This window comes from Allohahella marinimesophila (assembly GCF_039538005.1).
GTDB lineage: Bacteria > Pseudomonadota > Gammaproteobacteria > Pseudomonadales > Oleiphilaceae > Allohahella > Allohahella marinimesophila.
In genome coordinates, this window is record NZ_BAABBO010000001.1 from 434,320 (window position 1) to 455,833 (window position 21,514).

18 protein-coding genes are annotated in these 21,514 nt (G+C 56.5%); 15 read left to right on the forward strand and 3 right to left on the reverse strand.

The features are described from left to right. The first annotated feature begins 1 nt into the window (after position 1). Both motA and motB read left to right on the forward strand, forming a co-directional pair. Entirely contained in the window at positions 2–853 is an 852-nt protein-coding gene (motA, locus tag ABD735_RS01935; RefSeq protein WP_344802732.1) for a flagellar motor stator protein MotA, read from the forward strand. Further along, a complete protein-coding gene (gene motB, locus ABD735_RS01940; protein WP_344802734.1) occupies positions 850–1,911 on the forward strand; it encodes a flagellar motor protein MotB in 1,062 nt (353 codons plus the stop codon). The genes motA and motB overlap by 4 nt, the downstream gene beginning before the upstream one ends. Before the next feature lie 32 nt (positions 1,912–1,943). On the opposite strand, the gene rsgA is transcribed toward motB, so the two are convergent. Beyond that, positions 1,944–3,026, reverse strand: coding sequence for a small ribosomal subunit biogenesis GTPase RsgA (gene rsgA, locus ABD735_RS01945; RefSeq protein ID WP_344802736.1), 1,083 nt, complete (start codon positions 3,024–3,026; stop codon positions 1,944–1,946). A gap of 148 nt (positions 3,027–3,174) precedes the next feature. Here rsgA and orn point away from each other — a divergent pair, with 148 nt between their 5' ends. Further along, positions 3,175–3,756 (forward strand): oligoribonuclease, encoded by a 582-nt coding sequence (gene orn / locus ABD735_RS01950; RefSeq protein ID WP_344802738.1) that lies wholly within the window; start codon positions 3,175–3,177, stop codon positions 3,754–3,756. Here orn and queG read toward each other — a convergent pair. Then, positions 3,734–4,867 (reverse strand): tRNA epoxyqueuosine(34) reductase QueG, encoded by a 1,134-nt coding sequence (queG, locus tag ABD735_RS01955; protein ID WP_344802740.1) that lies wholly within the window; start codon positions 4,865–4,867, stop codon positions 3,734–3,736. The two genes, orn and queG, sit on opposite strands and share 23 nt — an antisense overlap. Before the next feature lie 115 nt (positions 4,868–4,982). Between queG and ABD735_RS01960 the strand changes: the two genes are divergently transcribed. The 5 genes from ABD735_RS01960 (at position 4,983) to ABD735_RS01980 (ending at position 10,538) form a co-directional block, all read left to right on the forward strand. Beyond that, entirely contained in the window at positions 4,983–6,572 is a 1,590-nt protein-coding gene (locus tag ABD735_RS01960) for an NAD(P)H-hydrate dehydratase (protein WP_344802742.1), read from the forward strand. Further along, positions 6,569–7,099 carry a tRNA (adenosine(37)-N6)-threonylcarbamoyltransferase complex ATPase subunit type 1 TsaE gene (gene tsaE, locus ABD735_RS01965; RefSeq protein ID WP_344802744.1) on the forward strand — a complete coding sequence of 177 codons (531 nt, stop codon included), beginning with the start codon at positions 6,569–6,571 and terminating at the stop codon, positions 7,097–7,099. Before ABD735_RS01960 ends, tsaE begins: the two co-directional genes overlap by 4 nt. Further along, positions 7,083–8,591 carry an N-acetylmuramoyl-L-alanine amidase gene (locus tag ABD735_RS01970; RefSeq protein ID WP_344802747.1) on the forward strand — a complete coding sequence of 503 codons (1,509 nt, stop codon included), beginning with the start codon at positions 7,083–7,085 and terminating at the stop codon, positions 8,589–8,591. Before tsaE ends, ABD735_RS01970 begins: the two co-directional genes overlap by 17 nt. Positions 8,592–8,752: 161 nt before the next feature. Beyond that, a complete protein-coding gene (locus tag ABD735_RS01975) occupies positions 8,753–9,940 on the forward strand; it encodes a M23 family metallopeptidase (protein WP_344802749.1) in 1,188 nt (395 codons plus the stop codon). Between the two features lie 103 nt (positions 9,941–10,043). Then, on the forward strand, positions 10,044–10,538 hold the full coding sequence (locus ABD735_RS01980; protein WP_344802751.1) for a Dps family protein: 495 nt from the start codon (positions 10,044–10,046) through the stop codon (positions 10,536–10,538). 65 nt (positions 10,539–10,603) lie between these two features. Here ABD735_RS01980 and ABD735_RS01985 read toward each other — a convergent pair whose 3' ends face one another. Further along, positions 10,604–11,524 carry a DUF2846 domain-containing protein gene (locus ABD735_RS01985; RefSeq protein ID WP_344802753.1) on the reverse strand — a complete coding sequence of 307 codons (921 nt, stop codon included), beginning with the start codon at positions 11,522–11,524 and terminating at the stop codon, positions 10,604–10,606. A gap of 206 nt (positions 11,525–11,730) precedes the next feature. On the opposite strand from ABD735_RS01985, the gene mutL reads away from it, so the two are divergent. The 7 genes from mutL (at position 11,731) to hflX (ending at position 21,467) form a co-directional block, all read left to right on the forward strand. Further along, entirely contained in the window at positions 11,731–13,602 is a 1,872-nt protein-coding gene (gene mutL / locus ABD735_RS01990; protein ID WP_344802755.1) for a DNA mismatch repair endonuclease MutL, read from the forward strand. Positions 13,603–13,708: 106 nt separating this feature from the next. Then, positions 13,709–14,836, forward strand: a complete 1,128-nt coding sequence (locus ABD735_RS01995) for an efflux RND transporter periplasmic adaptor subunit (RefSeq protein WP_344802757.1) — start codon at positions 13,709–13,711, stop codon at positions 14,834–14,836. Beyond that, positions 14,833–17,961, forward strand: coding sequence for an efflux RND transporter permease subunit (locus ABD735_RS02000; RefSeq protein ID WP_344802759.1), 3,129 nt, complete (start codon positions 14,833–14,835; stop codon positions 17,959–17,961). The genes ABD735_RS01995 and ABD735_RS02000 overlap by 4 nt, the downstream gene beginning before the upstream one ends. Before the next feature lie 84 nt (positions 17,962–18,045). After that, entirely contained in the window at positions 18,046–18,651 is a 606-nt protein-coding gene (locus tag ABD735_RS02005; protein WP_344802761.1) for a hypothetical protein, read from the forward strand. A gap of 7 nt (positions 18,652–18,658) precedes the next feature. After that, positions 18,659–19,624 (forward strand): tRNA (adenosine(37)-N6)-dimethylallyltransferase MiaA, encoded by a 966-nt coding sequence (gene miaA, locus ABD735_RS02010; RefSeq protein WP_344802763.1) that lies wholly within the window; start codon positions 18,659–18,661, stop codon positions 19,622–19,624. A gap of 146 nt (positions 19,625–19,770) precedes the next feature. Further along, on the forward strand, positions 19,771–20,022 hold the full coding sequence (gene hfq, locus ABD735_RS02015; RefSeq protein ID WP_344802765.1) for an RNA chaperone Hfq: 252 nt from the start codon (positions 19,771–19,773) through the stop codon (positions 20,020–20,022). A gap of 59 nt (positions 20,023–20,081) precedes the next feature. Then, positions 20,082–21,467 (forward strand): ribosome rescue GTPase HflX, encoded by a 1,386-nt coding sequence (hflX, locus tag ABD735_RS02020; RefSeq protein WP_344802767.1) that lies wholly within the window; start codon positions 20,082–20,084, stop codon positions 21,465–21,467. Positions 21,468–21,514 lie beyond the last annotated feature (47 nt).

The window sequence follows — 21,514 nt, forward strand, 5'->3', positions numbered from 1 at the left end:
CATGTTGCTTCTGATCGGTTCGATAGTTGTTCTTGCCAGTGTTCTCGGGGGCTACGTGCTTTCCCACGGGGAGCTGGCAGCCCTGTGGCAGCCGTTTGAGCTGGTGATCATCTTTGGCGCGGCCCTGGGCGCGTTCATGATCGCCAATTCCGCCAAGACAATGAAGACTGTTGGTGCCTCGATCAAGACGGTCATTGTTGGCAGCCGCTTCAACCGGCAGCTCTACCTCGACCTGCTGACCCTGCTGTTCGAACTCTTCGACAAGTCACGCAAGGCCGGTATCATGGCCATCGAAGCCGATGTCGATGAGCCTGACGACAGTGATCTGTTCAACAAATATCCTTCGATCCAGAGCCAGCCGAAGCTGCGGGATTTCATCTGCGACTATTTCCGCATCGTCGCGTCCGGGAATATGGCGGCCCATGAACTCGAGGGGCTCATCGATATGGAGATCGGCACCAGACAGCACGAACTGGAGAAACCAGGGGACGCTGTCCATGCCATTGCTGATGGCTTGCCAGGCTTCGGCATTGTTGCCGCCGTTCTCGGCATCGTTATTACCATGAAGTCGCTGGGCGGTCCGCCTGAGGAGCTTGGTCTCCACGTCGCGGCAGCACTGGTAGGCACGTTCATCGGTATTCTTGCGGCCTATGGATTCGTCGGCCCACTCTCCGGTGCCATACACTCTCTGGCAGATGCAGAGATCAAGGCTTACGAGTGCACCAAGATGAGCATTCTGGCCTTTCTCGGTGGCCAGGCTCCGCAGATCGCTATCGAATTTGGGCGTAAAACACTCGACTCCGGTGTCCGGCCAAGCTTTCAGGAATTGAACGACCACGTCAAAGCCAGATGAAAACGCTGAATCAGGCCCAGCCGATTATCGTTCGGCGAATCGTCAAGAAAGGCAAGCCGCACGGTGGTGCCTGGAAGGTGGCCTTCGCCGACTTTGCAGTCGCGATGATGGCTTTTTTTCTGGTGCTCTGGCTCAGCCAGTCGGCGACTACGGAAGAAAAACAGGCGATCGCCGGTTACTTTGAGGATCCAATCGGCTTCACAGAGGGGGGTAGTCCTTCGGTCATTGATCTCGGTGGGGCTGTCTCGATAAAAGTCGTCGATGACCCCGACTCCATTCCCATCAGCCAGCCTGAAATCAAGCTCGAGGAAAGCCAGGCCCAGGACATCGTAGATCAGGTGGAGCAACGCAAGCTGCGCTCTTTGATGAATGTGATTCTCGAGCAGATTGAGCGTAGCCCGACCCTCCGCGAATACCGTGACCAACTCAAACTGGATATCACCGATGAAGGCCTGCGCATTCAGATTGTCGACAAGCAGGGCAGGCCGATGTTCGATACCGGCTCCGCTGAACTGAAAGAGTATTCGCGCGAAATCATCAACGAACTGGCGCCAACGATTTCCCGGGTGGACAACAAGCTTGTCGTCTCCGGTCACACTGATGCGAGACCCTTTCCAGGCTTTGCGGGTTACTCAAACTGGGAATTGTCGTCAGACCGGGCCAATGCCGCTCGCCGGGCGCTTGTCGAGGGAGGGCTCCCGGAAGATCACATTTCAAGAGTGGTAGGCCTGGCATCGTCCTCGCTGTACGACAGTTCGGAACCATTCAACCCCATCAATCGTCGCATCACGATTCTCGTGCTCAACAGGCGCGCCGCGCTGATCATGGAAGATGCCGAGCAGGTCAATCCAGGTGAGGACCAGATCGTTCCCGCCCCGGTGCGAGTGCCGCCGCCGGTTGCAAAACCCGACAGCGTCGATAGTGCCGCCGCACGATCGATGGACGACATCATGCAGAAACTGGATGAGCGTGGAGTCACTCGGGAAGAACCAGAGCAGGTACCGGCGGACGCCAAGCCAGCACCAGCAAAACCTGCGGCAGATAATCTAGTCTGGTAAGGCTGAGTTATAGAATGAGCCGCCGCTCGCTGTCAGACCTCGGTACGAATCTCGAACATATCGAGTGAGTCGGCGGTCGCGCGATAGCTCTGCCAGCGACGCGGGTCGATATGGCCTTCCTCGAGGGCCAGCAGTATGGCGCAGTCAGGCTCGTGGGTATGACTGCAGTCACTGAAACGACATTGGCCGAGAAAGGGGCGGAACTCAACGAAGCCATGCGTGAGATCGGCCTGTTCAAGATGCCAGAGACCAAACTCACGAACCCCTGGCGAGTCGATGAGAAAGCCATCTCCTGCTTTCAGGCGATAGAGGCGGGCAGCTGTCGTGGTATGCCGACCTTTGACGACAGCCTCTGATAGCGCACCTATCGCAATCTCGCTGGCCTCCTGGTCATCGATCAGCAGTTTTGCCAGGGCACTCTTGCCCACGCCGGATTGGCCGCAGAGAATCGCCGTTGTGCCATCGAGCAACTCCAGCAATTCACCCGTCCCGGTTTCAGACTTGGCGGACACCAGGATGCAGTCGTAGCCCAAGGAGGTATACAGCTCGCGCATTTCATGCACACGTGACGACGGATCGTTGGCGACCAGATCGGCCTTGTTGAATATGATCAATGGCGCAGCGCCAGACAGTTCGGCGGCCACGATATAGCGGTCGGTGAGGTTAAAGTGTGGCTCGGGCAAGGGCGCGACAACGACACAGATCCTGTCCACATTAGCAGCGACTGGCTTGAGACGTCCGAACTTGTCCGGTCTCGATAGCAGGCTTCGACGATCCATGAGCGCACTCACCACGCCGGTAAGTTTCTCGGTGGCTGGCTTGCGTTCGATCTGGAACACCACCCGATCGCCTGCGACTACGGGGGGGAGGTTACTGCGGGCATGACAGCGATACATGCGCGAGATGTCGAGCACCGGATGCTCCACGCCATCGCTATCGGATTCAAGCTCGGCGACGAGCAGCTTCTGGCCATGATTACTCACGATAAGCCCTTCCCGTGGCTCCTCGAGACTGTCATCGCTGACCCTGTCACCTTTACTCTGCAGGTTGCCGTGCTGCTGCTGGCGCCCATCAATGCGGCGCTTCTGCTGTACTGTCAGTCTACGTTTCGACAAATCACACTCCGGGTCGCTAGCATTACTCCCAGTCACACCAAGCGGGTTGGCATTCCTGTCGATTGCAGCCACTATACCCCAATCAGTGAAAGCGTTGTGAAAGCGCTTATCGACTACAGATCAATTTTTTCCTATCAGGGGCAAGCGTATGGCAAAGGAACAGGCGGCACAGGGCAAGAGTGGTGAAAAGCTGCTGGTGTGGATCGATCTGGAAATGACAGGGCTCGACCCCGCTAATGACCGGATCATTGAAATGGCGGCCATCGTTACCAACTCACGGCTGGAGATTATCGAGGAAAGTGAGGTCCTGGTCGTGCATCAGAGTGATGCCATCCTTGATGGCATGGATGAATGGTGCCAGCGTACCCATGGTCAGAACGGGCTTACTGAGCGAGTACGCAAGAGTCGCCTCACCGAAACCGCAGCGGAACAGGCGATGATCGAATTCATGTCACGTCACGTCGAAAAAGGTGGCTCGCCGATGTGTGGAAACAGCATCTGTCAGGACCGGCGTTTTCTAGCCAACTATATGCCGGCGCTTGAAGATTACTTTCACTATCGCAATCTTGACGTCAGCACGCTCAAGGAACTGGCCAGCCGCTGGCGCCCCGACATACTCAAAGGCTTCACAAAACGGAATACCCATGCGGCCCTCGACGACATCCGCGAGTCGATTGCCGAGTTGGCCTGGTATCGGGAACACTTTATCAGGCTGGACTTTGCTGACTGAGCGCCCAGCGAACGTGTTCACGCACGACAGCCGACTCGCTGTCCAGTCGTGCCAGAAGGGCGGCGCGAATGGCTTCACCGTCAATTGTCGGCTCTGACTTGCGGGGTACGCCGCGTCCCGCCAGTGCATTGCCAAGGCCGATCGCGAGGTTCCTCAGCCAGCTTTCGTAGCCTGTTCGCCTGATCGCTGAACCCTCTGTCTGCTTGAGGAACACCTCCTCGGACCAACCGAAGAGTTCAATCATCTTTCGGTCGCTGATCTGCTGGCGCGGATGAAAGTCTGCCTCGTCGGTAAAACGGGCAAACTTGTTCCAGGGGCAGATGGCCTGACAGTCATCGCAGCCAAACACGCGATTACCCATGAGCGGCCGCAACGACTCATCGATACTGCCACGATGCTCGATGGTGAGATAGGAAATACATCGGCGGGCATCGAGAACACCGGGCTCGGGAAAGGCCGAAGTCGGGCAGATATCGAGACAGGCACGGCAGCTACCACAGTGTTTTTCGGTAAATGGCTTGTCGGCGGGTAATGGCAGGCTGGTGAATAGCTCGCCAAGGAAGAAATGTGAGCCCGCAGACGGGTTGATCAGCATGGTGTTCTTGCCAATCCAGCCGAGCCCGGCCTGTTGTGCGACACCGCGTTCGAGTACGGGGGCGCTATCGACGAACGGCCGCATGTCGTGACTGCCAGCAAATTCACGTATGCGCTCGCCAAGCTTCTTCAGACGGGAACGCATCAGCTTGTGGTAATCCCGTCCAAGCGCATAGCTCGCCACATAGGCGGTGTCCCCGTCATCAAGAGCGCTCGAGAGGCCTTTCCTGGGTCGACTGGCTGGCCAGAAATCCATTCGTACCGAGATGATGCTGGCTGCGTTTTCGAACAGGGTTTCTGGCGCGGCTCGCATTGCAGCCCGCTCAGCCATGTAAGACATCTGCCCGTGATAACCCTTGTCGAGCCAGCGTCGAAGTGCTTGAGGATGCTCGCCCAGACTAATGTCGGAAACACCAAGTTGTTGAAAACCCAGCTCATTGGCCCAGACATCAAGCAGTTTGCGCAATTCATGCATGAGACGAGGGTTGGCAGGGCTTGCCCCGCTATTGTCAGTCATCTGGTTGTATTCTGTACTTTCTCTTGGGCTTTGTTATGCTTTACATAAGCATAGCGGTTTATATTCATGTCGTTTCTGACTTGAAATGTATGACTGGGCACATATAAGAGCATCCATGAAAATCTATAGTCGGGCAAATTCAGCTGGTCGATCTTTCGGCCAGCCCTTACCAGTGTACGGAATCGCGCAGCTGCGCGACATCGATGCCCGGCTGTGCGAGCAACATGGTGACTTCGCCCTGATGCAAATGGCAGCGAGGGCCGCCTTCCGCTTGCTTCGCAAGCGTTGGCCGGATTGCAAGCGTCTCAGTATCGTTGTCGGTGGCGGTAACAATGGCGGCGACGGACTGGTAATGGCTCGACTGGCGCTTCAGCATGGACTGTCGGTACAGCTGGTATACGGCCTTGATGTCGATAGCCTGAATGACGCCCACGCTGAGCTACGTGAGCGTAGTGAAGCGTTCCGCGATCTGCAGAGTAACCTCCAGGGCGAAGGGCATGTCGCCGACTTCGAGGAAGTGCTGTTCAAGAAACAGGCACCGCCAGAACTGAGTGGAGAGCTCATTGTCGATGCGCTCTTCGGTATCGGCCTGACAGGCGAGCTCAGATCACCAGGTCCTGAGATCATCAAACTGATCAACGATAGCGACAAACCAGTGTTCGCGGTTGATTGTCCTTCGGGCCTTGACTGCGAACTCGGCAGCGTAGTGGATGCGGCTGTGTGTGCGGATCTCACCTGCACCTTCATAGCTCTGAAAAAAGGGCTGGTGACCCATCAGGCGGCGGGATTCGTGGGCGAATTACATCTCGAGCCTCTAGGGTTCGAAGCAGAGACTGACGCCGACGCCACGGATGTCATGCTCGTGGGTCGGGGTGAGGCGCTAGCCTATCTGGCTCAGCGTTCACCGGTGTCGCACAAGGGTAATTTCGGAAAGGTGCTCTGCGCGGGTGGCGACGAAGGCATGGGTGGCGCCATTTTGCTGGCCGCTGAAAGCTGCTCACGCGGCGGCGCTGGTGTCGTCATGAGCGCGACACGAAGTGCTCATGTGACGGCCGGGCTGACCCGATCGCCCGAAATCATGTGGCGCGGCGTCGAGAACCGATCAGAGCTCAGTGAATTGCTCGAAGTCGCCACGGCTGTGGCGATTGGTCCCGGACTTGGCCGTCAGCCGTGGGGGCAGATGTGCTGGCAAACCGTGCTCGGCATGGTCCAGAACAGGGCGGTACCCTGCGTGGTCGATGCCGACGCCCTTAATCTGTTGGCAAAGGAACCTCGGAGGCTTGGGTCCAGGTTCTGTCTTACGCCGCATCCTGGGGAAGCAGCCACCTTGATGAATGCGGTAGATTCGGACACGACTTCAACTGCAGCCAGCATCAACGCCGATCGCTTTGAGTCCGTAAGCCGCCTGAGCCGGGCCTACGGCTGCTGTGTGCTGCTCAAGGGCGCAGGCGGTCTGGTGGCTTGGCCTGATGATGACAGCGACCGTATCAGAGTCGCTGTGGTGGCCTCGGCGCATCCAGCGCTGGCCAGCGGGGGCATGGGTGATGTGCTGACAGGTCTCCTTGTGGCGCAAATGGCGCAGGGCCTGCCAGCCTGGCAGGCCGCAGTACGGGCATTACATCTTCAGCTTGAAGCCGTCGAAGCGCTGCAGGCGCAAACTCACGAGGCAGCTGTCACTGCGAGTCGAGTGGTGCAGGCTTTATGATGGCGAATATAACAACGCTGGCAGCACTCGACACGTTTGCGGCTGTCTGTGCCGAAAAGTTTCAGACCAGGATGAGTCAGACCGGTCTGCTGACCGTCTATCTCAAAGGAGACCTCGGCAGTGGCAAGACGACCTTCTCCCAGCATTTGCTGTGGCATCTCGGCTTCAGCGGGAAGGTCAAAAGCCCAACCTACACTCTGGTGGAGACCTATGAGATGACGAGCAGCAGCATCAATCATTTCGATCTTTACCGACTGGATGATCCTGAGGAACTCGAGTATATGGGTATCAGGGACTACTTCGTGGTGCCAACACGGAACTCGGAATTTGGCGAGATTCAGCCACCTCAGCTGAACATCGTTGAATGGCCGGAACGAGGTGAACACGTGCTGCCGCAAGCTGACCTCAGCCTCTACTTCAGTTTCGATGGCAGCCATCGCACTGTTACATTGGTCGAGGCGACTGATACACTGGCCTTCGATATTGCACAAACCTTACAGGAACACACTGATGTCGCCATTCAATAGGCATGCCGGGCGCAAGACGCATCGCTTTGAACGCATGTCGAACCGGTGCCTGGTCATACTGTTTTCGCTCGTTATCGTGTCGTTCAATGCAATGGCGGCCGAAGTCGAAAACATCAGAATTTGGGCGGGCAGCAGCGCCTCGAGAATCGTCCTCGACCTCGATTCTTCCACAGTGCATAACGTGTTTGAACTTCAGAAGCCTAGCCGGCTAGTGATCGATCTTGCCAACTCAAGGCTGAAGGTCGACCCGGAGTCACTCGACTTTACTGGCACACCAATCAATAGTCTGCGCAGTGCTGTGCGAAGCAACAAGGACTTGCGCATCGTGCTGGAACTGAGCCATACCGCCAAGGCGCGGAGTTTCGTGCTGGGGCCCGAAGGAGAGTTCGGGCACCGGCTCGTTATCGATATTCCCCGCGCGGCTGACAAGGTCATTTCGACAGCTACACGAGAAGCTCGTGCACAGAATACCGTGGCGCGGCAGGGCGGCCTAGGCGACAGTTCTACCACCGCCGCAGCGCTCGAAGCGCCTGGGCTGGAAAAGCGGGATATCGTGGTGGTCATCGATCCGGGACATGGTGGCAAGGATCCTGGCGCAATCGGTTCAAACAGGGTGCGCGAGAAGGACGTCGTCCTGAAAATTTCACGTCAGTTGCAGCGGCTTCTCAATGACCAGCCTGGCTATACCGCCCAGTTGACGAGGAGCGACGACACATTTATTCCCTTGCGCACACGCACGGAGATTGCAAGACGGCATAATGCGGACATTCTGATTTCAGTGCACGCCGATGCATTTAATGATCGCCGCGCCCACGGCGCATCGGTATATGCGTTGTCGAAAAGCGGTGCGACCAGTGAAACCGCCCGCTGGCTGGCTGCGAAGGAAAATTCGAGCGATCTGATCGGGGGTACCGGCAGTGTGACCCTTGGTGACAAGGACGCCATTCTGGCCGGTGTGCTGCTGGATCTTTCCATGACCGCCAGCATGAAGGCCAGCGTGCACGCAGGTGGCAATATACTCAAGTCGCTCGGTTCATTTGCAAAGCTGCACAAGCGGAGTGTTGAGCAGGCTGGCTTCGTCGTTCTGAAGAACCCGGATATTCCTTCACTGCTTGTCGAGACCGGGTTTATATCCAATCCAGCCGAATCCAGCCGCCTGAACACGCCGGCCTACCAGCAGAGAATCGCTGCAGCGATTGCGAAAGGTGTACATGACTATTTCTGGTCCACACCGCCGCCGGGCAGTCTCCTGGCATATCAGAAGAATCCCGCAGCTTTCATTGCCGCAGAACGGGCGCGTGAAACCGAGAGCATGCCATCAGGACGGTCGGGAAGCGCTCAGGCTTCGCTGACCCGTACGATTCGGCAGGGGGACACACTCAGCCGGATAGCCGTGGAAACCAATAGCAGTATCGAGGAACTGATGCGCCTGAACAAACTCAACAGTTCACGCTTACTGGTGGGGCAGGTGTTACAAATCCCATCGTCCTGATCGTGGCGCCGGCCAGAGCTTTTGGCCGGGACGGCGCCAGATCATCTAACCACTTGTTCATGTTTTCAGCTCAATGCTCGGGCGCTTGCCTCCATTTTGGGACTATATTGACTGTAGTCATCGGCCAAGCCATATCATTCAAATGGAACTAGACTATACACATGAGAGACCATCTTCCTCGGGCCACGCAGAGCCTGCCCCAGCCCAGCCCGCTTCGCCGCCTTCTCCGTGGTCTGGGCCTTACAGCCCTTATGCTGGCCGTGCCGACTTCGAATACAGCCTTCGCTGCAGAGCGTTTCAGCTATGAAATAAAGTCCGGCGATACACTTGCCAAGGCGCTTAATGCAGCTGGTATGAGCGGGCAGCAGGCATACAAGGTCAACCAGGCGCTTGCACAGCATCTGGATCTCAAGTCGATCAAGCCTGGTCAGATCGTCCAGGTCGAAAAAAATATCGACGGTGTGGGTGGTAAATCAGCCTCTAGCACTTCCGCATCCTATCGTGTACTGCTCGACCTCGGTTTCGCTGGTATGGCGGAAGCGACGCTCGTCAATGATTCTACGGTATCCCAGTATGCCCAGCTGGTGCCGCAGATACGCACTGTATCCGTGGAGTTTACCGTTTCGGGTAGCGTCATTGACTCGGCCGTCGAGGCCGGGGTCTCGCCTGAAGTCATCCTCGAGCTGTCTGAAACGCTCGAGTCTCAGGTAGACTTCAAGCGTGATTTTGCCGGCGGCGAGGACATCAGCCTTCGCTACGAAGAGGCCATCTATACCTACGGTGGACAGCGCAAGCGCATACCGAGAGCGATCAATGCAGCCAGTGTGCAGACCAGCAAGGGTCTGTTTGAAGTCAATCGCATTGGCGAAGGCGACGAGCAGAAACTGGTCATCAGCAAGAACGGAAAAATAGTGCTGTCGCTCTTCTTGCCGGTTCATGACGCGCGTCTTTCATCGGCCTTTGGTCGTCGAAAGCATCCAGTACTGGCCGGCTGGATGATGCACAAGGGTGTCGATTTTGCCGCCAACCGCGGTGATGACGTGTTCGCAGTAGCGGCGGGCAGGGTGACCCTCGCCGGACGTGAGGGCGGCTTCGGTCGTGTAGTTCGGCTGTCTCATGCGAACGGTATGGAGACAATCTACGCGCATCTGTCCGAAATCAATGGCCGTCTGAAGCCAGGATCACGCGTGCAACAGGGCGAAAAAATAGGTGAAGTCGGACGCAGTGGTCTGGCAACCAGCAACAATCTTCACTTCGAAATTCGAAAGGGGAAAGAATCTCTCAATCCTCTGAAAGCCTCTACAATGGAAAAACTGGATAATGCGCCGGCGCTTGCGGTTCAGGACTGAAACTCAAGTGTTTGCGGTGATATCTCCTGCTGAAGCCTGCGTATAGCTACACAGGTCTTTTAATTGGCTCTTCAAGGCCAAAACATCACAACAGGAGAATCCAATGGCTAAACAGGCTACTAAAGAAACAGAAATCAAGAGTGCGGTAAATCGCGATGAAAGAAAGGCACTCAGCAAGCGTCTCGGCGAAGTGCTCGCGACCTCATACGTGCTCTATCACAAGATCCACGCATACCACTGGAATGTCGTAGGTCCACTGTTCTATGCCGTCCACAAGTTGACGGATGAGCAATATCAAGACATTGCCGCAGCCATCGATGAGATCGCCGAGCGAGTCAGAGCCCTTGGCTTTCCCACGCCTGTCGGTTTGACCAGTTACATGGAAAGCAGTGTAGTAAAAGACGTGTCAAGCCTGCCGAGTGCTGAAGAAATGATCAAGGAACTTGCGGCGGATCACCACAAGCTTTCAGAGCAGATGCGTAAGGCTGTTGAAGAGGCTGACAAGCATGACGACGTGTTCACAGCTGACTTGCTGACATCCAGAATAGGCGCGCACGAAGAAGCTGCCTGGATGCTGACCAGCCTTTTGGGCAAGTAGGAAAACGTTCGGGTGTGCGGCCTGCTGATGTCATGCAGGCCGCTTTCAATTTCGGTGGGCCTGGCCTAGAAGGGCCAGTACCATTTCTTGTCATCTTTCTCGGAAGCCGCCTGGGCTCGTTCGTATTCGGCAACTTCCTTATCAAGTTCGCGCAAGGCCTTGTCGGCCTTGACCCGCTTCGTTGGTGTCCCAGAACCAAAAGGCTTGTACCACGGCGCAGAACGCCAGTGTCCGTCGGCTTTCAATTCCGCAAGTTGTTCTTCGCGTTGAGCCAGTAGTTGCTGACGCTCCTTCTCGAAAGAGTCCTGAATGTTGAGCTGAACGATGGATCTTGGTGCATCGATCTTGCCCAATGGCGGCTTGTTGGTAATCATGCGGGTCTGGACAATTTCCTCGAAAGCCACATCATGACTGACCAATTGAAGATCACCTTCGCCCAGCAGGCTATCAGGTGGAAGGTCCGGATTCGCTTCCGAAGGCTTGTCGATTTCTGAATATCTGAAGTAATAGACTTTTCCGGCTTCGACTTCGAATTCGGCATCGACTGGCTTGCTCAGAGCGAATTCGCCTATACCCTCAAAGCCCAGCAGCAAGCCTATCGGTCGCCGAACCGTAACTCGACGTGTTCCCGGCGCCATTTCCAGCCAGGTAAAGCCGCTGCCACGAATACTGAAGTAGCGTCGATCATCGATGAATATGGACGGTGCGTCGATTTCCTCGAGTGACCAGCGGCTGGCTGGCCGATAGAAATAGACCATGGCATTGTTGCGACTGTCCCACTCGGTATCCGGAATGTGAACGAACTGGGGCCCGTCGACGGCCACGAGGAAAGTACCGGCATGCTTCTCGAAAGCCAGATATATAGTAGGACAACCGCTTAGCAGTGAGCCGACCAGAACAAGCGTCAGAAGGCGCAGGACAGCAGCAAGGCAGTGAGAAGATTTCCTTGTTGTAGACCCGGCGCGGGTGATATCAGCTGTAACCATCAAATGATCAGTTGTCCGCATAGACTGAGTGAATCTGATAACCTGCACGCGACTGTTATAAACAGTGTCGAGGCAGGTCAGGCTCGCCATCTTACGATGATCCATGCAAAAAAACTTGCACTGGGGCAAAGTTTTGCAGATCGTTGGTGAAAATCCCTGAAAAGTTCCGTCGTACGCACCAATCCCTCATGTTGTAAGCTTTTGCCATGTCTTCGATCAAACAGCTCAGTATTGTTCTTGCCAACCAGATTGCCGCTGGCGAGGTCGTCGAGCGGCCAGCTTCTGTCGTCAAGGAACTGGTTGAAAACGCGCTGGATGCCGGTGCCCGCCAGGTCACTGTTGATATAGAAGACGGGGGTATCAGACTCATTCAGGTGAGTGACGATGGCATCGGGATGTCCAGCGACGATCTACCAATGGCACTATTGCCTCATGCCACGAGCAAGATTGCCGAGCTTTCAGATCTGGAAGCCGTGGCGACGCTTGGTTTCCGTGGCGAGGCGCTCGCCAGTATCAGCTCGGTAGCAAGAACCACGCTCACCTCAAAAACCGATGAAGGTGAAATGGCGTGGTGCCTGGCTTCCGGCAGTGCTGAACCAAGGCCGGCGTCACGTGCCAGGGGAACGACGGTGGAGGTAAGGGACCTGTTCTACAACACCCCTGCGCGCCGAAAATTCCTTCGAACCGAAAAAACCGAGTTTGGACATATCGATGAGGCCCTTCGGCAACAGGCCTTGTCACGGCCACTGATTGCTTTCGAGCTCAAGCATAATGGCAAGACACAGTTCTCCGTTCGCGCTGCAGACTGTGAAGAGTCCCGCAGGCGCCGGCTCAGTCAACTGTGTAACGAAGACTTCGTTGATAGCGCGCTTGTGATTGATGAATATGGTTCCGGACTATCGCTGCGGGGATGGGTTGCAAAACCGACCTTTTCCCGGAGTCGTGCCGATCTTCAGTATTTCTTCGTCAACGGTCGAGTGGTCAGGGACAGGCTGGTCAGCCATGCCATTCGTCAGGCCTATCGTGACGTACTGTTTCATGGTCGGCATCCGGCGTATGTCCTGTATCTGGAGCTTGACCCTTCGGCGGTCGACGTCAACGTTCATCCGACCAAGCATGAAGTGCGCTTCCGGGAAACCAGGATGATTCACGACTTCCTCTTCCGCAGCCTTCATCGCGCGCTCGCGGAAACCCGGGCTGGGCTGGCTGCTGACAGGGACGAAATGCCCGAACAGAGTGCCGAGCCGGCGGTGGCTGCTGCAGATGACCGCCAGGCCCAGGCTTCGGTCAGGTCTGAAATGTTCAGACCAAGCCAGCATCTGTTTGGCCAGGAGTCGTCCTCCACCTACGGCGCTTCTGCATCGAACGCTGGTCGATCGACTGCTGAGCCAGTGGCTTCCGGGCGCCCGGCTGACTGGCTCGATCTTTACCAGAACTTGCGCACACCTGATCAGGGCAGTGCTGTGGCCGAGCAAGTCTCAGCCGGTGACAATCTTCCGCTCGGGATGGCGCTGGCGCAGGTGCATGGTGTGTTCATACTGGCTCAGAATACACGGGGCCTGGTGATCGTCGATATGCACGCTGCGCATGAGCGCATTATTTACGAGGGGCTCAAGCAGAAAGCGGATGCTCAGGCAGAGCAGCCGAGGCAGGCGCTGTTGGTGCCATTTTCATTACGTCTGTCGAGTCTTGAAGTAGCGGCCCTGGACGAGTTTCGTACTGAGCTCGAAGCGTTTGGACTCGTTTACACCCTGGCGTCTGCCGACAGCATCGTGCTGCGCGAGGTGCCCGCCATTCTTCGCCGCGGCAACCATGAAAAGCTGCTCAGGGGCTTGGCTGACGATCTCGTGCAGTATCAGCAGAGCAGCCGCATCGAGAGTCTGCGTGATCGTCTCTTGTCGACGATGGCCTGTCACGGCTCAGTACGCGCCAACCGTCGACTCACGCTCGATGAAATGAATGCCTTGCTGCGAAGCATGGAAGACACCGAGCGTAGCGGGCAGTGCAATCACGGCCGCCCCACCTGGGTTCAGTTAAGCATGAGCGCGCTGGACAATCTGTTCTTACGCGGTCAATAAGCGTCTTGCGAAGCGCCTAGGCCATTACCATGATGTAATGCCAAATAGCTGCCCACGAAATCTGTGCCATTATTGCTCTGTTTAATAAACCCACTCAGGAGAGGTTATGGCAAAGCAGTGGGTCATCGCCCTCTTCATCACGCTCCTTGCGGGTGCGGCAGTATTTGTTTTTCAAACGTTTTACAAAGCCGAGGAGGCCGCGGTCACGCGGGAGAAACAGGCGCGGGTCGTCAACGTAGTGACGCCGGTGTCCGCCTCGGTCAGTGATCGGGTCACGGCCGTGGGAACGCTCAGATCGAGGCAGCAGATCGAACTGACCAGCGAAGTCAGCGGTCGCATAGTCGAACTCAATTTCGAACCCGGGCAGCTGGTCGAAAAGGGCCAGTTGCTCGTGCGTCTGAGCGATCGGCAGGCCAGTGCAGATCTGCAGGTGGCCGAGGCCAATCTGCGTGATGCCAGACGTCAGTACGAGAGAGCACGAAGCCTGCGCAGCAATAACAGCATTTCGCAGGCTCAGCTCGATCTTCTTCGAACTCAGCTTGAGGTGGCAGAGGCTCAGCAGGTGGCAGCTTCGACCCGCCTGGCCGACCATCGCATCGAAGCGCCTTTCGCAGGTACTGTAGGGCTTCGAGACCTCAGCGTGGGTGCTTATCTCAATGTCGGGGACACGGTGGCCACCCTTGATGCCACCGGCCCTATGGAGCTGAACTTCTCGGTGCCCGAGCGCTATCTTGGCGCGGTTGATCAGGGACAGGCCTTGTCGGCTACTACGGCGGCTTTCCCCGATGACACCTTCAGAGGCAAGCTTGCGGAACTTGGTTCGCGCCTCGATGAACTGAGCCGTACCTTACCCGTCAAGGCGCTTATCGAAAACCCGAACGGTCGTCTCAAGCCAGGTTTGTTCATGTCGGTCGATCTCATCCTGCGCAGGCGTGACAGCCTTGTCATTCCTGAACAGGCGGTGTTGGTGCAAGGCAGTCATGCTTATGTTTTCGTTGTCAATGAAGACACGGCCTCGCGGAAGAAAGTCGTGCTGGGATCGCGAGAGCCCGGGCAAGTTGAAGTGAGTAGTGGTCTTTCAGCCAGCGATCAGGTGGTCGTCACCGGTCAGGACCGACTCAGCAGCGGAGACCTCGTGAGTATTCAGATCGATGAAGAGGCGCTCGTCGTCGACAAGAATGCCGTTCCGGCAGGTGGACAGGGCGCCGAAGCCGCTTCGGGTAGCGCGCTGTGATTCTCTCGGATGTCTCGATCAAGCGGCCGGTTTTCGCCACGGTCATCAGTCTGCTCATCGTCGTGTTCGGAATCGCTGCCTTGCGTGGGTTGCCCGTGCGCGAATATCCAGATATCGATGCCCCGGTTGTCTCGGTGGCTACCGACTATATCGGTGCGGCTGCTGAAGTCGTCGATACCCAGATCACTCAGGTTATCGAAGGGGCGATCAGCGGTATTGAGGGTATCAGGTCGGTGGAGTCGAGCACCGAGCAAGGCGAATCCCGAACCAATATCGAGTTCAAAACCTCCCGAGACATCGATATTGCTGCGAACGATGTCAGAGACGCCGTATCCCGCGTACTGGCTGAGTTACCTGAAGCCGCGGATCCGCCAGTAGTCAGCAAATCCGACTCGGATGCCAGGCCCATGATGTGGGTCACGCTGCAGAGTGAGGTCTGGGATAGCGCCGAGTTGAGCGACTACGCCGAGCGCGTGCTGGTCGACCGGTTGTCCGTACTCGATGGCGTAGCGAGCGTGGATATCGGTGGTCAGCGTCGCTATGCCATCAGAATCTGGCTCGACCGTGAACGCCTGGCATCCAGAAATATTACGGTTGCGGAAGTCGAACAGGCGCTTCGCTCCAATAACGTCGAGCTGCCTGCCGGGTCTATCGAATCGACAGCTCGCGACTTCACTGTTCGTGCTGAAGGGCGATTGTCGACGGTGGAGGAGTTCCGCGAACTGGTGATTCGCAGAAATGGCAACCAGTTGCTTCGTCTCGGCGAGGTCGCCGATGTCAAGATGGGCGTGGAGTCCGATACCAGTAGGCTGCGCGCGAACGCACGAAATGCAATTGGCCTGGGCATCATCAGGCAGTCCAAATCCAATACTGTCGCCGTATCGGATCTGGTGAGCGCGGAGCTCGAAAAAATTCGTCTGACGCTGCCGCCGGAAGTGACGATCGCTGAAAATTATGACGAGTCTGTCTTTATCCGGGCGTCTATCAAGGAAGTGCTGGTGACGCTCGGTATCTCGGTGGCCCTCGTCATCCTGGTCATCTTCATATTTCTGCGTTCCTGGCGCGCCACGCTCATTCCCGCCGTGACCATTCCAGTCAGTATCATTGGCGCCTTCATAGGGCTTGGGAGCCTTGGCTTCTCAATCAATGTGCTTACCTTGCTGGCGATTATCCTTGCCATCGGTCTGGTGGTCGATGATGCCATCGTCATGCTTGAAAATATTCAGCGTCGAATCGACGAAGGAGAGCCGCCCCTGCTGGCTGCCTACAATGGTGCACGTGAAGTAGCGTTTGCCGTAGTGGCGACCACGCTGACCCTTGTGGCAGTTTTTGTCCCAATCTCGTTCATGGGCGGTAATGTCGGACGGCTGTTCAGCGAATTCGGCTTCACCCTGGCGGCTGCCGTCATTGTTTCGAGTCTGGTTGCGCTCACCCTGGCACCCATGTTGTGCTCCAAGTGGCTGCGTCACAGTCCGGTCAGCGCCGACGGCCATCGCGTATGGGCTTTCAGCGAGCGGGTCTTCGGTGGGATGAATCGCGGCTATGAGCGAGCGCTCAAGTTCGCGCTGCGCCAGCCTGGTCTGACATTAGGTCTCGGCATGGTTGGTCTGTTGCTGAGTGTGGTGATATTTCCGCTCATTCCTCAGGAACTGGCGCCGACAGAAGATCGCGGCATCATCATCATGCCTACCAGTGCGCCGCGTGGCGCCACCGTCGAATATACCGATCATCATGTTCGTAAGGTGGAAGAATTACTGGTGCCTTATCAGGAAGCAGGGCTCACGGAAAGCCTGCTCACCATTGTCGGTTTTCGCGAAGAGGCCGACAGGGGCTTCATCATCATGCGTCTGAAGCCCTGGGAAGAACGCGATGTCAAACAACAGGAGATAGCCAGGGAGCTTTTCGGTAAGTTAGCGACGATTCCGGGGGTGAGGGCTGTTGCCGTCAATCCCCCCGGATTGGGTCAGCGTGGATTCAATCAGCCGCTTGAAATCGTACTCGGTGGACCTGACTACGACACGGTGCAGCGCTGGAGCGAGGAATTGCTCGAGCTTGCGAAGGACAATCCCGGCCTGCAGAACCTGGAAAGCGATTTTGAGCTCACCAGACCGGAGCTCAGGGTGAATATTGATCGTGAGCGGGCGGCGGATCTCGACGTCACCATCCAGGATGTTGGCCTGACCCTGCAGACGATGCTGGCCTCGAGACGGGTCACGACCTACCTGTCGGGCGGTCGCGAGTACGATGTGATCATGCAGGCAGCCGATGCCGACAGGGCTTCGCCCGGGGATCTTGGTGAAATATTCCTGCGTCCCCGTGAAGGGGGGCAGCTCATTCCCTTGCAGGCCCTTGTGGATATCACTGAAGTAGGGGCCAACCCCGATTTGCGCAGAGTGGATCGACTGCCTGCTGTGGTGATTAGCGGTTCGCTGGCGCCGGGCTATGATCTAGGGTCTGCGCTGAATTATTTTCAACAGCTCGCGATCGATGAACTGCCGCCTGAGGCGAGAATTTCCTTCAAGGGCCTGAGCCGGGAATTCGCTGATTCGTCCGCGTCGATCTATCTCACTTTCGGACTTGCCTTCCTCATCGTTTTTCTAGTGCTGGCGGCCCAGTTCGAAAGCTGGGTCCACCCCATGATCATCATGCTGTCCGTTCCCCTCGCTGTTACCGGAGCCCTCATTGCCTTGCTGTTATCAGGCATCACCATGAATCTCTACAGTCAGATAGGCATCATCATGCTGCTGGGACTCATGGCGAAGAACGGTATACTCATCGTCGAATTTGCCAATCAGCTGCGCGATCGTGGCCGCACCATCCCCGAGGCGATTCTCGAAGGAAGCATTCTGCGCTTCAGGCCGATTCTGATGACGACCATCTCCACGATCATTGGCGCAGTCCCCCTGGTACTGGCCACCGGGGCCGGTGCTGAAAGTCGTGCTGCCATAGGCATGGTCATACTGGGTGGCCTGCTTTTCGCGACAACATTGACGCTCTTCATCATACCAGTGCTCTACAGTCTGCTAGCGCGTTTCACTACCTCGACCAATGCCGTCGAGGCGGCGCTCAAGCTCGAAGCGAAGAAGCATGGTCAGGCGGGGTTGGTGGCCACCGAGGAAGTTTAATCGATTAACTGTTGAAAATGATAATCATTATCATCTAGTATGACTGTTCGATCTTTGTTGACCATTCGAACATCAGGAGAGTCCATGGTTTTCATTTGCAGCTCACACCAGCGATCCATCGCTGCCCTCACCAGTTCGGAGCGGTCACGGCTCTGGACTGAATGGATGGACATGGCAGAACTCAATAGCCGTTGTTGTCTCTGGCGAGATGCTGTGCCACTGGCAGGTTGCGCCGCCGATGTGGCTTTGCTGGAAGCCAGGCTTCAGGCCACCCGATTGTTGTCCGTCGATGCGGCGACCTCGGATCCGGGCCGCGATTTTGCGAGGGCGATCAGCATGTATGTCGTTGCCTGCATCACACTCTGGGAAGCCTACGATCAGATGAAGCTCACGGAAAAATCCAGATCAATAGCGGCCAGTGTCGAGCTCGAGATCAGGCAACTGCTCGCCGCCTGGTTTCTGTTGCCGGTAGATCTGTGTAGCCGTCTGATAGCCTATTTCGAGCGAGAAACGCTCGAGCAGTCACACGATTCTAGCGTCGCCAGTGTTGCTTTCAGGGATGACGGCGAGCTGAAGCCATTTCTGCTCAGGCAGGCTGAGCTGGCCTGCCTGCTGCACCCGCTGACGACCCGCATTTCGATGATGTATCGTGCCGAGAGAATTGCGCCTGTGCAGCGCCTGCCGTGCTGAAGAACCTGTGAAACCTCGCGCTATCGCCATCATGGGCCCGACAGCTTCAGGCAAGACCTGGTTAGCCTGTCAGCTCGCCATGAGATTTCCCGTTCACCTCATCAGTGCAGACTCGGTCATGATTTATCGGGGCATGGACGTCGGGTCAGCGAAACCCGACCCGGAGGAACTCGAACGCTTTCCTCATGCGCTCATCGATATCCGGGATCCCGCTGAAGCCTATTCGGCAGCTGAATTTCGCAAGGATGCCATTGTCGAGATCGAAGGCGCGCTCGGGAGAGGGCTGCTTCCGGTACTCGTGGGTGGTACCAGTCTCTACTTCAAGCGATTGCTAGAGGGCATGGCCGACATGCCCGCCTCGACGCCGGAAGTCAGGGCTGGCGTGCTGGCGGACGCCGAACGCGTAGGCTGGTCGGCGATGTATCAGCGTCTCTGCACCATTGACCCGGTCGCCAGTAAGGCCATTCATCCGAACAACCTCCAACGGCTCAGCAGAGCGCTTGAAGTGCATGCCATTTCCGGTCGGCCAATTTCAGCATTCTGGCAGGCGCAAGCTCCCGGGGAGGTCCGTCTTCAGGACGGTCGTTGCGTCAGCTTCCTTCAGTTCGGCATCATGCCTGCCGACCGCGCGAAACTGCATGAACAGATCGAACAGCGCTTCGATCTCATGCTCGAGGGTGGTCTGGTCGACGAGGTAACCGCCCTGTTCGATAGGGGCGACCTGCATCCTGATATGCCAAGTATCCGTGCCGTCGGTTATGCACAGGTCTGGGACTTCCTTGCAGGCCATGCATCCCGCGAGGAGATGCGCGAGCGGGGTGTCGCCGCTACCCGGCAGCTCGCAAAGCGGCAGTTGACCTGGTTACGCCGCTGGCCAGAGTTACAGGTGCTGGCCAGTGGACCAGGAGTGACTGAGCGGGAAGCCATGTTGCAGTCGACGCTGTCACAGGTCGCCGAATTTTTGCAGAAATGAAGTTATCGGTGGTTTAACATGGCACTAGAGCGAATCTTCTGAGAATCTGCGACAATATCAGGCTATACTGCGTGCGAAGCGTTGCTCAGGTAACCATTTGTTGCCGATCCCCAATAATTGATAATCAGAATGCCAGGAGAATAGATATGTCGAAGGGGCAGTCACTACAAGACCCTTATCTCAATGCGCTGCGAAAGGAACGTATTCCTGTATCCATCTTTCTCGTCAACGGCATCAAACTGCAGGGACAGATCGAGAGCTTCGATCAATTTGTCATTCTGCTGAAGAATACTGTCAGCCAGATGGTGTACAAGCATGCCATCTCCACGGTAGTGCCATCGCGAAACGTCAAGATCACCCATCCCGGCGAAGGTGAAGCTGAGCCTGGTAACGCCTGAGGTTCCCTATCCTGAAAGCTGCTATTTGCCCCGTTCATCTGCCGGATCAGGTCTGACCATTGTTTGACCGTCCTGATACCGGCGAGCGTGCGCTGCTCGTTCACCTCGAGCTAGACAAAGAGAACGATTGCGAAGACCCCCAGGAGTTCGTCGATCTTGCGCTCTCTGCCGGGGTGGAGGTTCTCGAGGTTGTCAGCGTCAATCGACATCATGCCACGCCAAAGTTTTTCGTAGGCAGCGGCAAGGTGGAGGAGCTGAGCGCTATCGTCCGGCTTCACAAGGCTGATGTCGTCCTGTTCAATCATGCGCTCTCGCCCAGCCAGGAGCGTAACCTTGAAAAGGCGATGGAAGTCCGGGTGCTGGATCGGGTCGGCCTCATCCTCGATATCTTTGCCCAGCGCGCACGCACGCATGAAGGCAAGTTGCAGGTCGAACTCGCGCAGCTTGAATACATGTCGACTCGACTCATTCGCGGCTGGACTCACCTCGAGCGGCAAAAAGGTGGTATCGGTCTTCGCGGTCCGGGTGAAACGCAGCTCGAAACCGACCGCCGTTTATTGCGGGCACGCATCAAATCGATACACAAGCGGCTGGAAAAAGTCAGACGGCAGCGCGAGCAGGGGAGGCGGGCACGTCTTCGAAATGAAGTGCCTGTGGTGGCGCTCGTCGGCTATACAAACGCAGGTAAATCGACCCTGTTCAACAGACTGACATCGTCTGACGTATTCGCAGCCAATCAGCTGTTTGCAACGCTCGACCCGACCTTGCGCCGTATCGAACTCGATGGCTTCGGTCCGATCATCTTTGCCGATACCGTCGGATTCATTCGACATCTTCCACACAAGCTGGTTGATGCCTTCCGCGCAACGCTCGAGGAAACTCGAGATGCCGATCTGCTGCTGCATCTGGTAGATGCCAGCGATCCACGTCGGGATGACAACCAGAAGCAGGTGGCCGAGGTGCTGAAGGAAATTGGCGCCGATACAGTGCCTGCTGTGAAAGTGATGAACAAGATTGACGCGCTCGATCAGGCGCAGTGGCCGCTCGATTCGACTGGTGGCCGCGTGGACCGGGACGCAGAGGGGCTGCCTGAGCGAGTCTGGGTCTCGGCTGCCAATGGCCAGGGTATCGACACACTCCTCGATACTATCGCCGAATTACTCGGAACTGATGTGCGTCTGTTGACCATTCGCTGTGACATGCAGATGCACAGTCGCTTGCGATCAAGATTTTTCGAGCGGAATGTCGTTGAGAACGAAGCGGTCGACGAAGAAGGTCGTCCGCTACTGACGGTTCGCATAGAACAACATATTCTGGATCAGCTGCTGTCGCATGCTGACGTGAAGCTTTCTGAAATTCTGGTTGAAGATCATGCGCCTCATCGCGTCAGCCATAAGGATGATGAGTTCGAAGTAAATGACAATGACGATACATTGCCTGCTTAGCTTGCTCACTGCCAGACCAGAACTTAGACTAGGCGCAATTTGAAGCA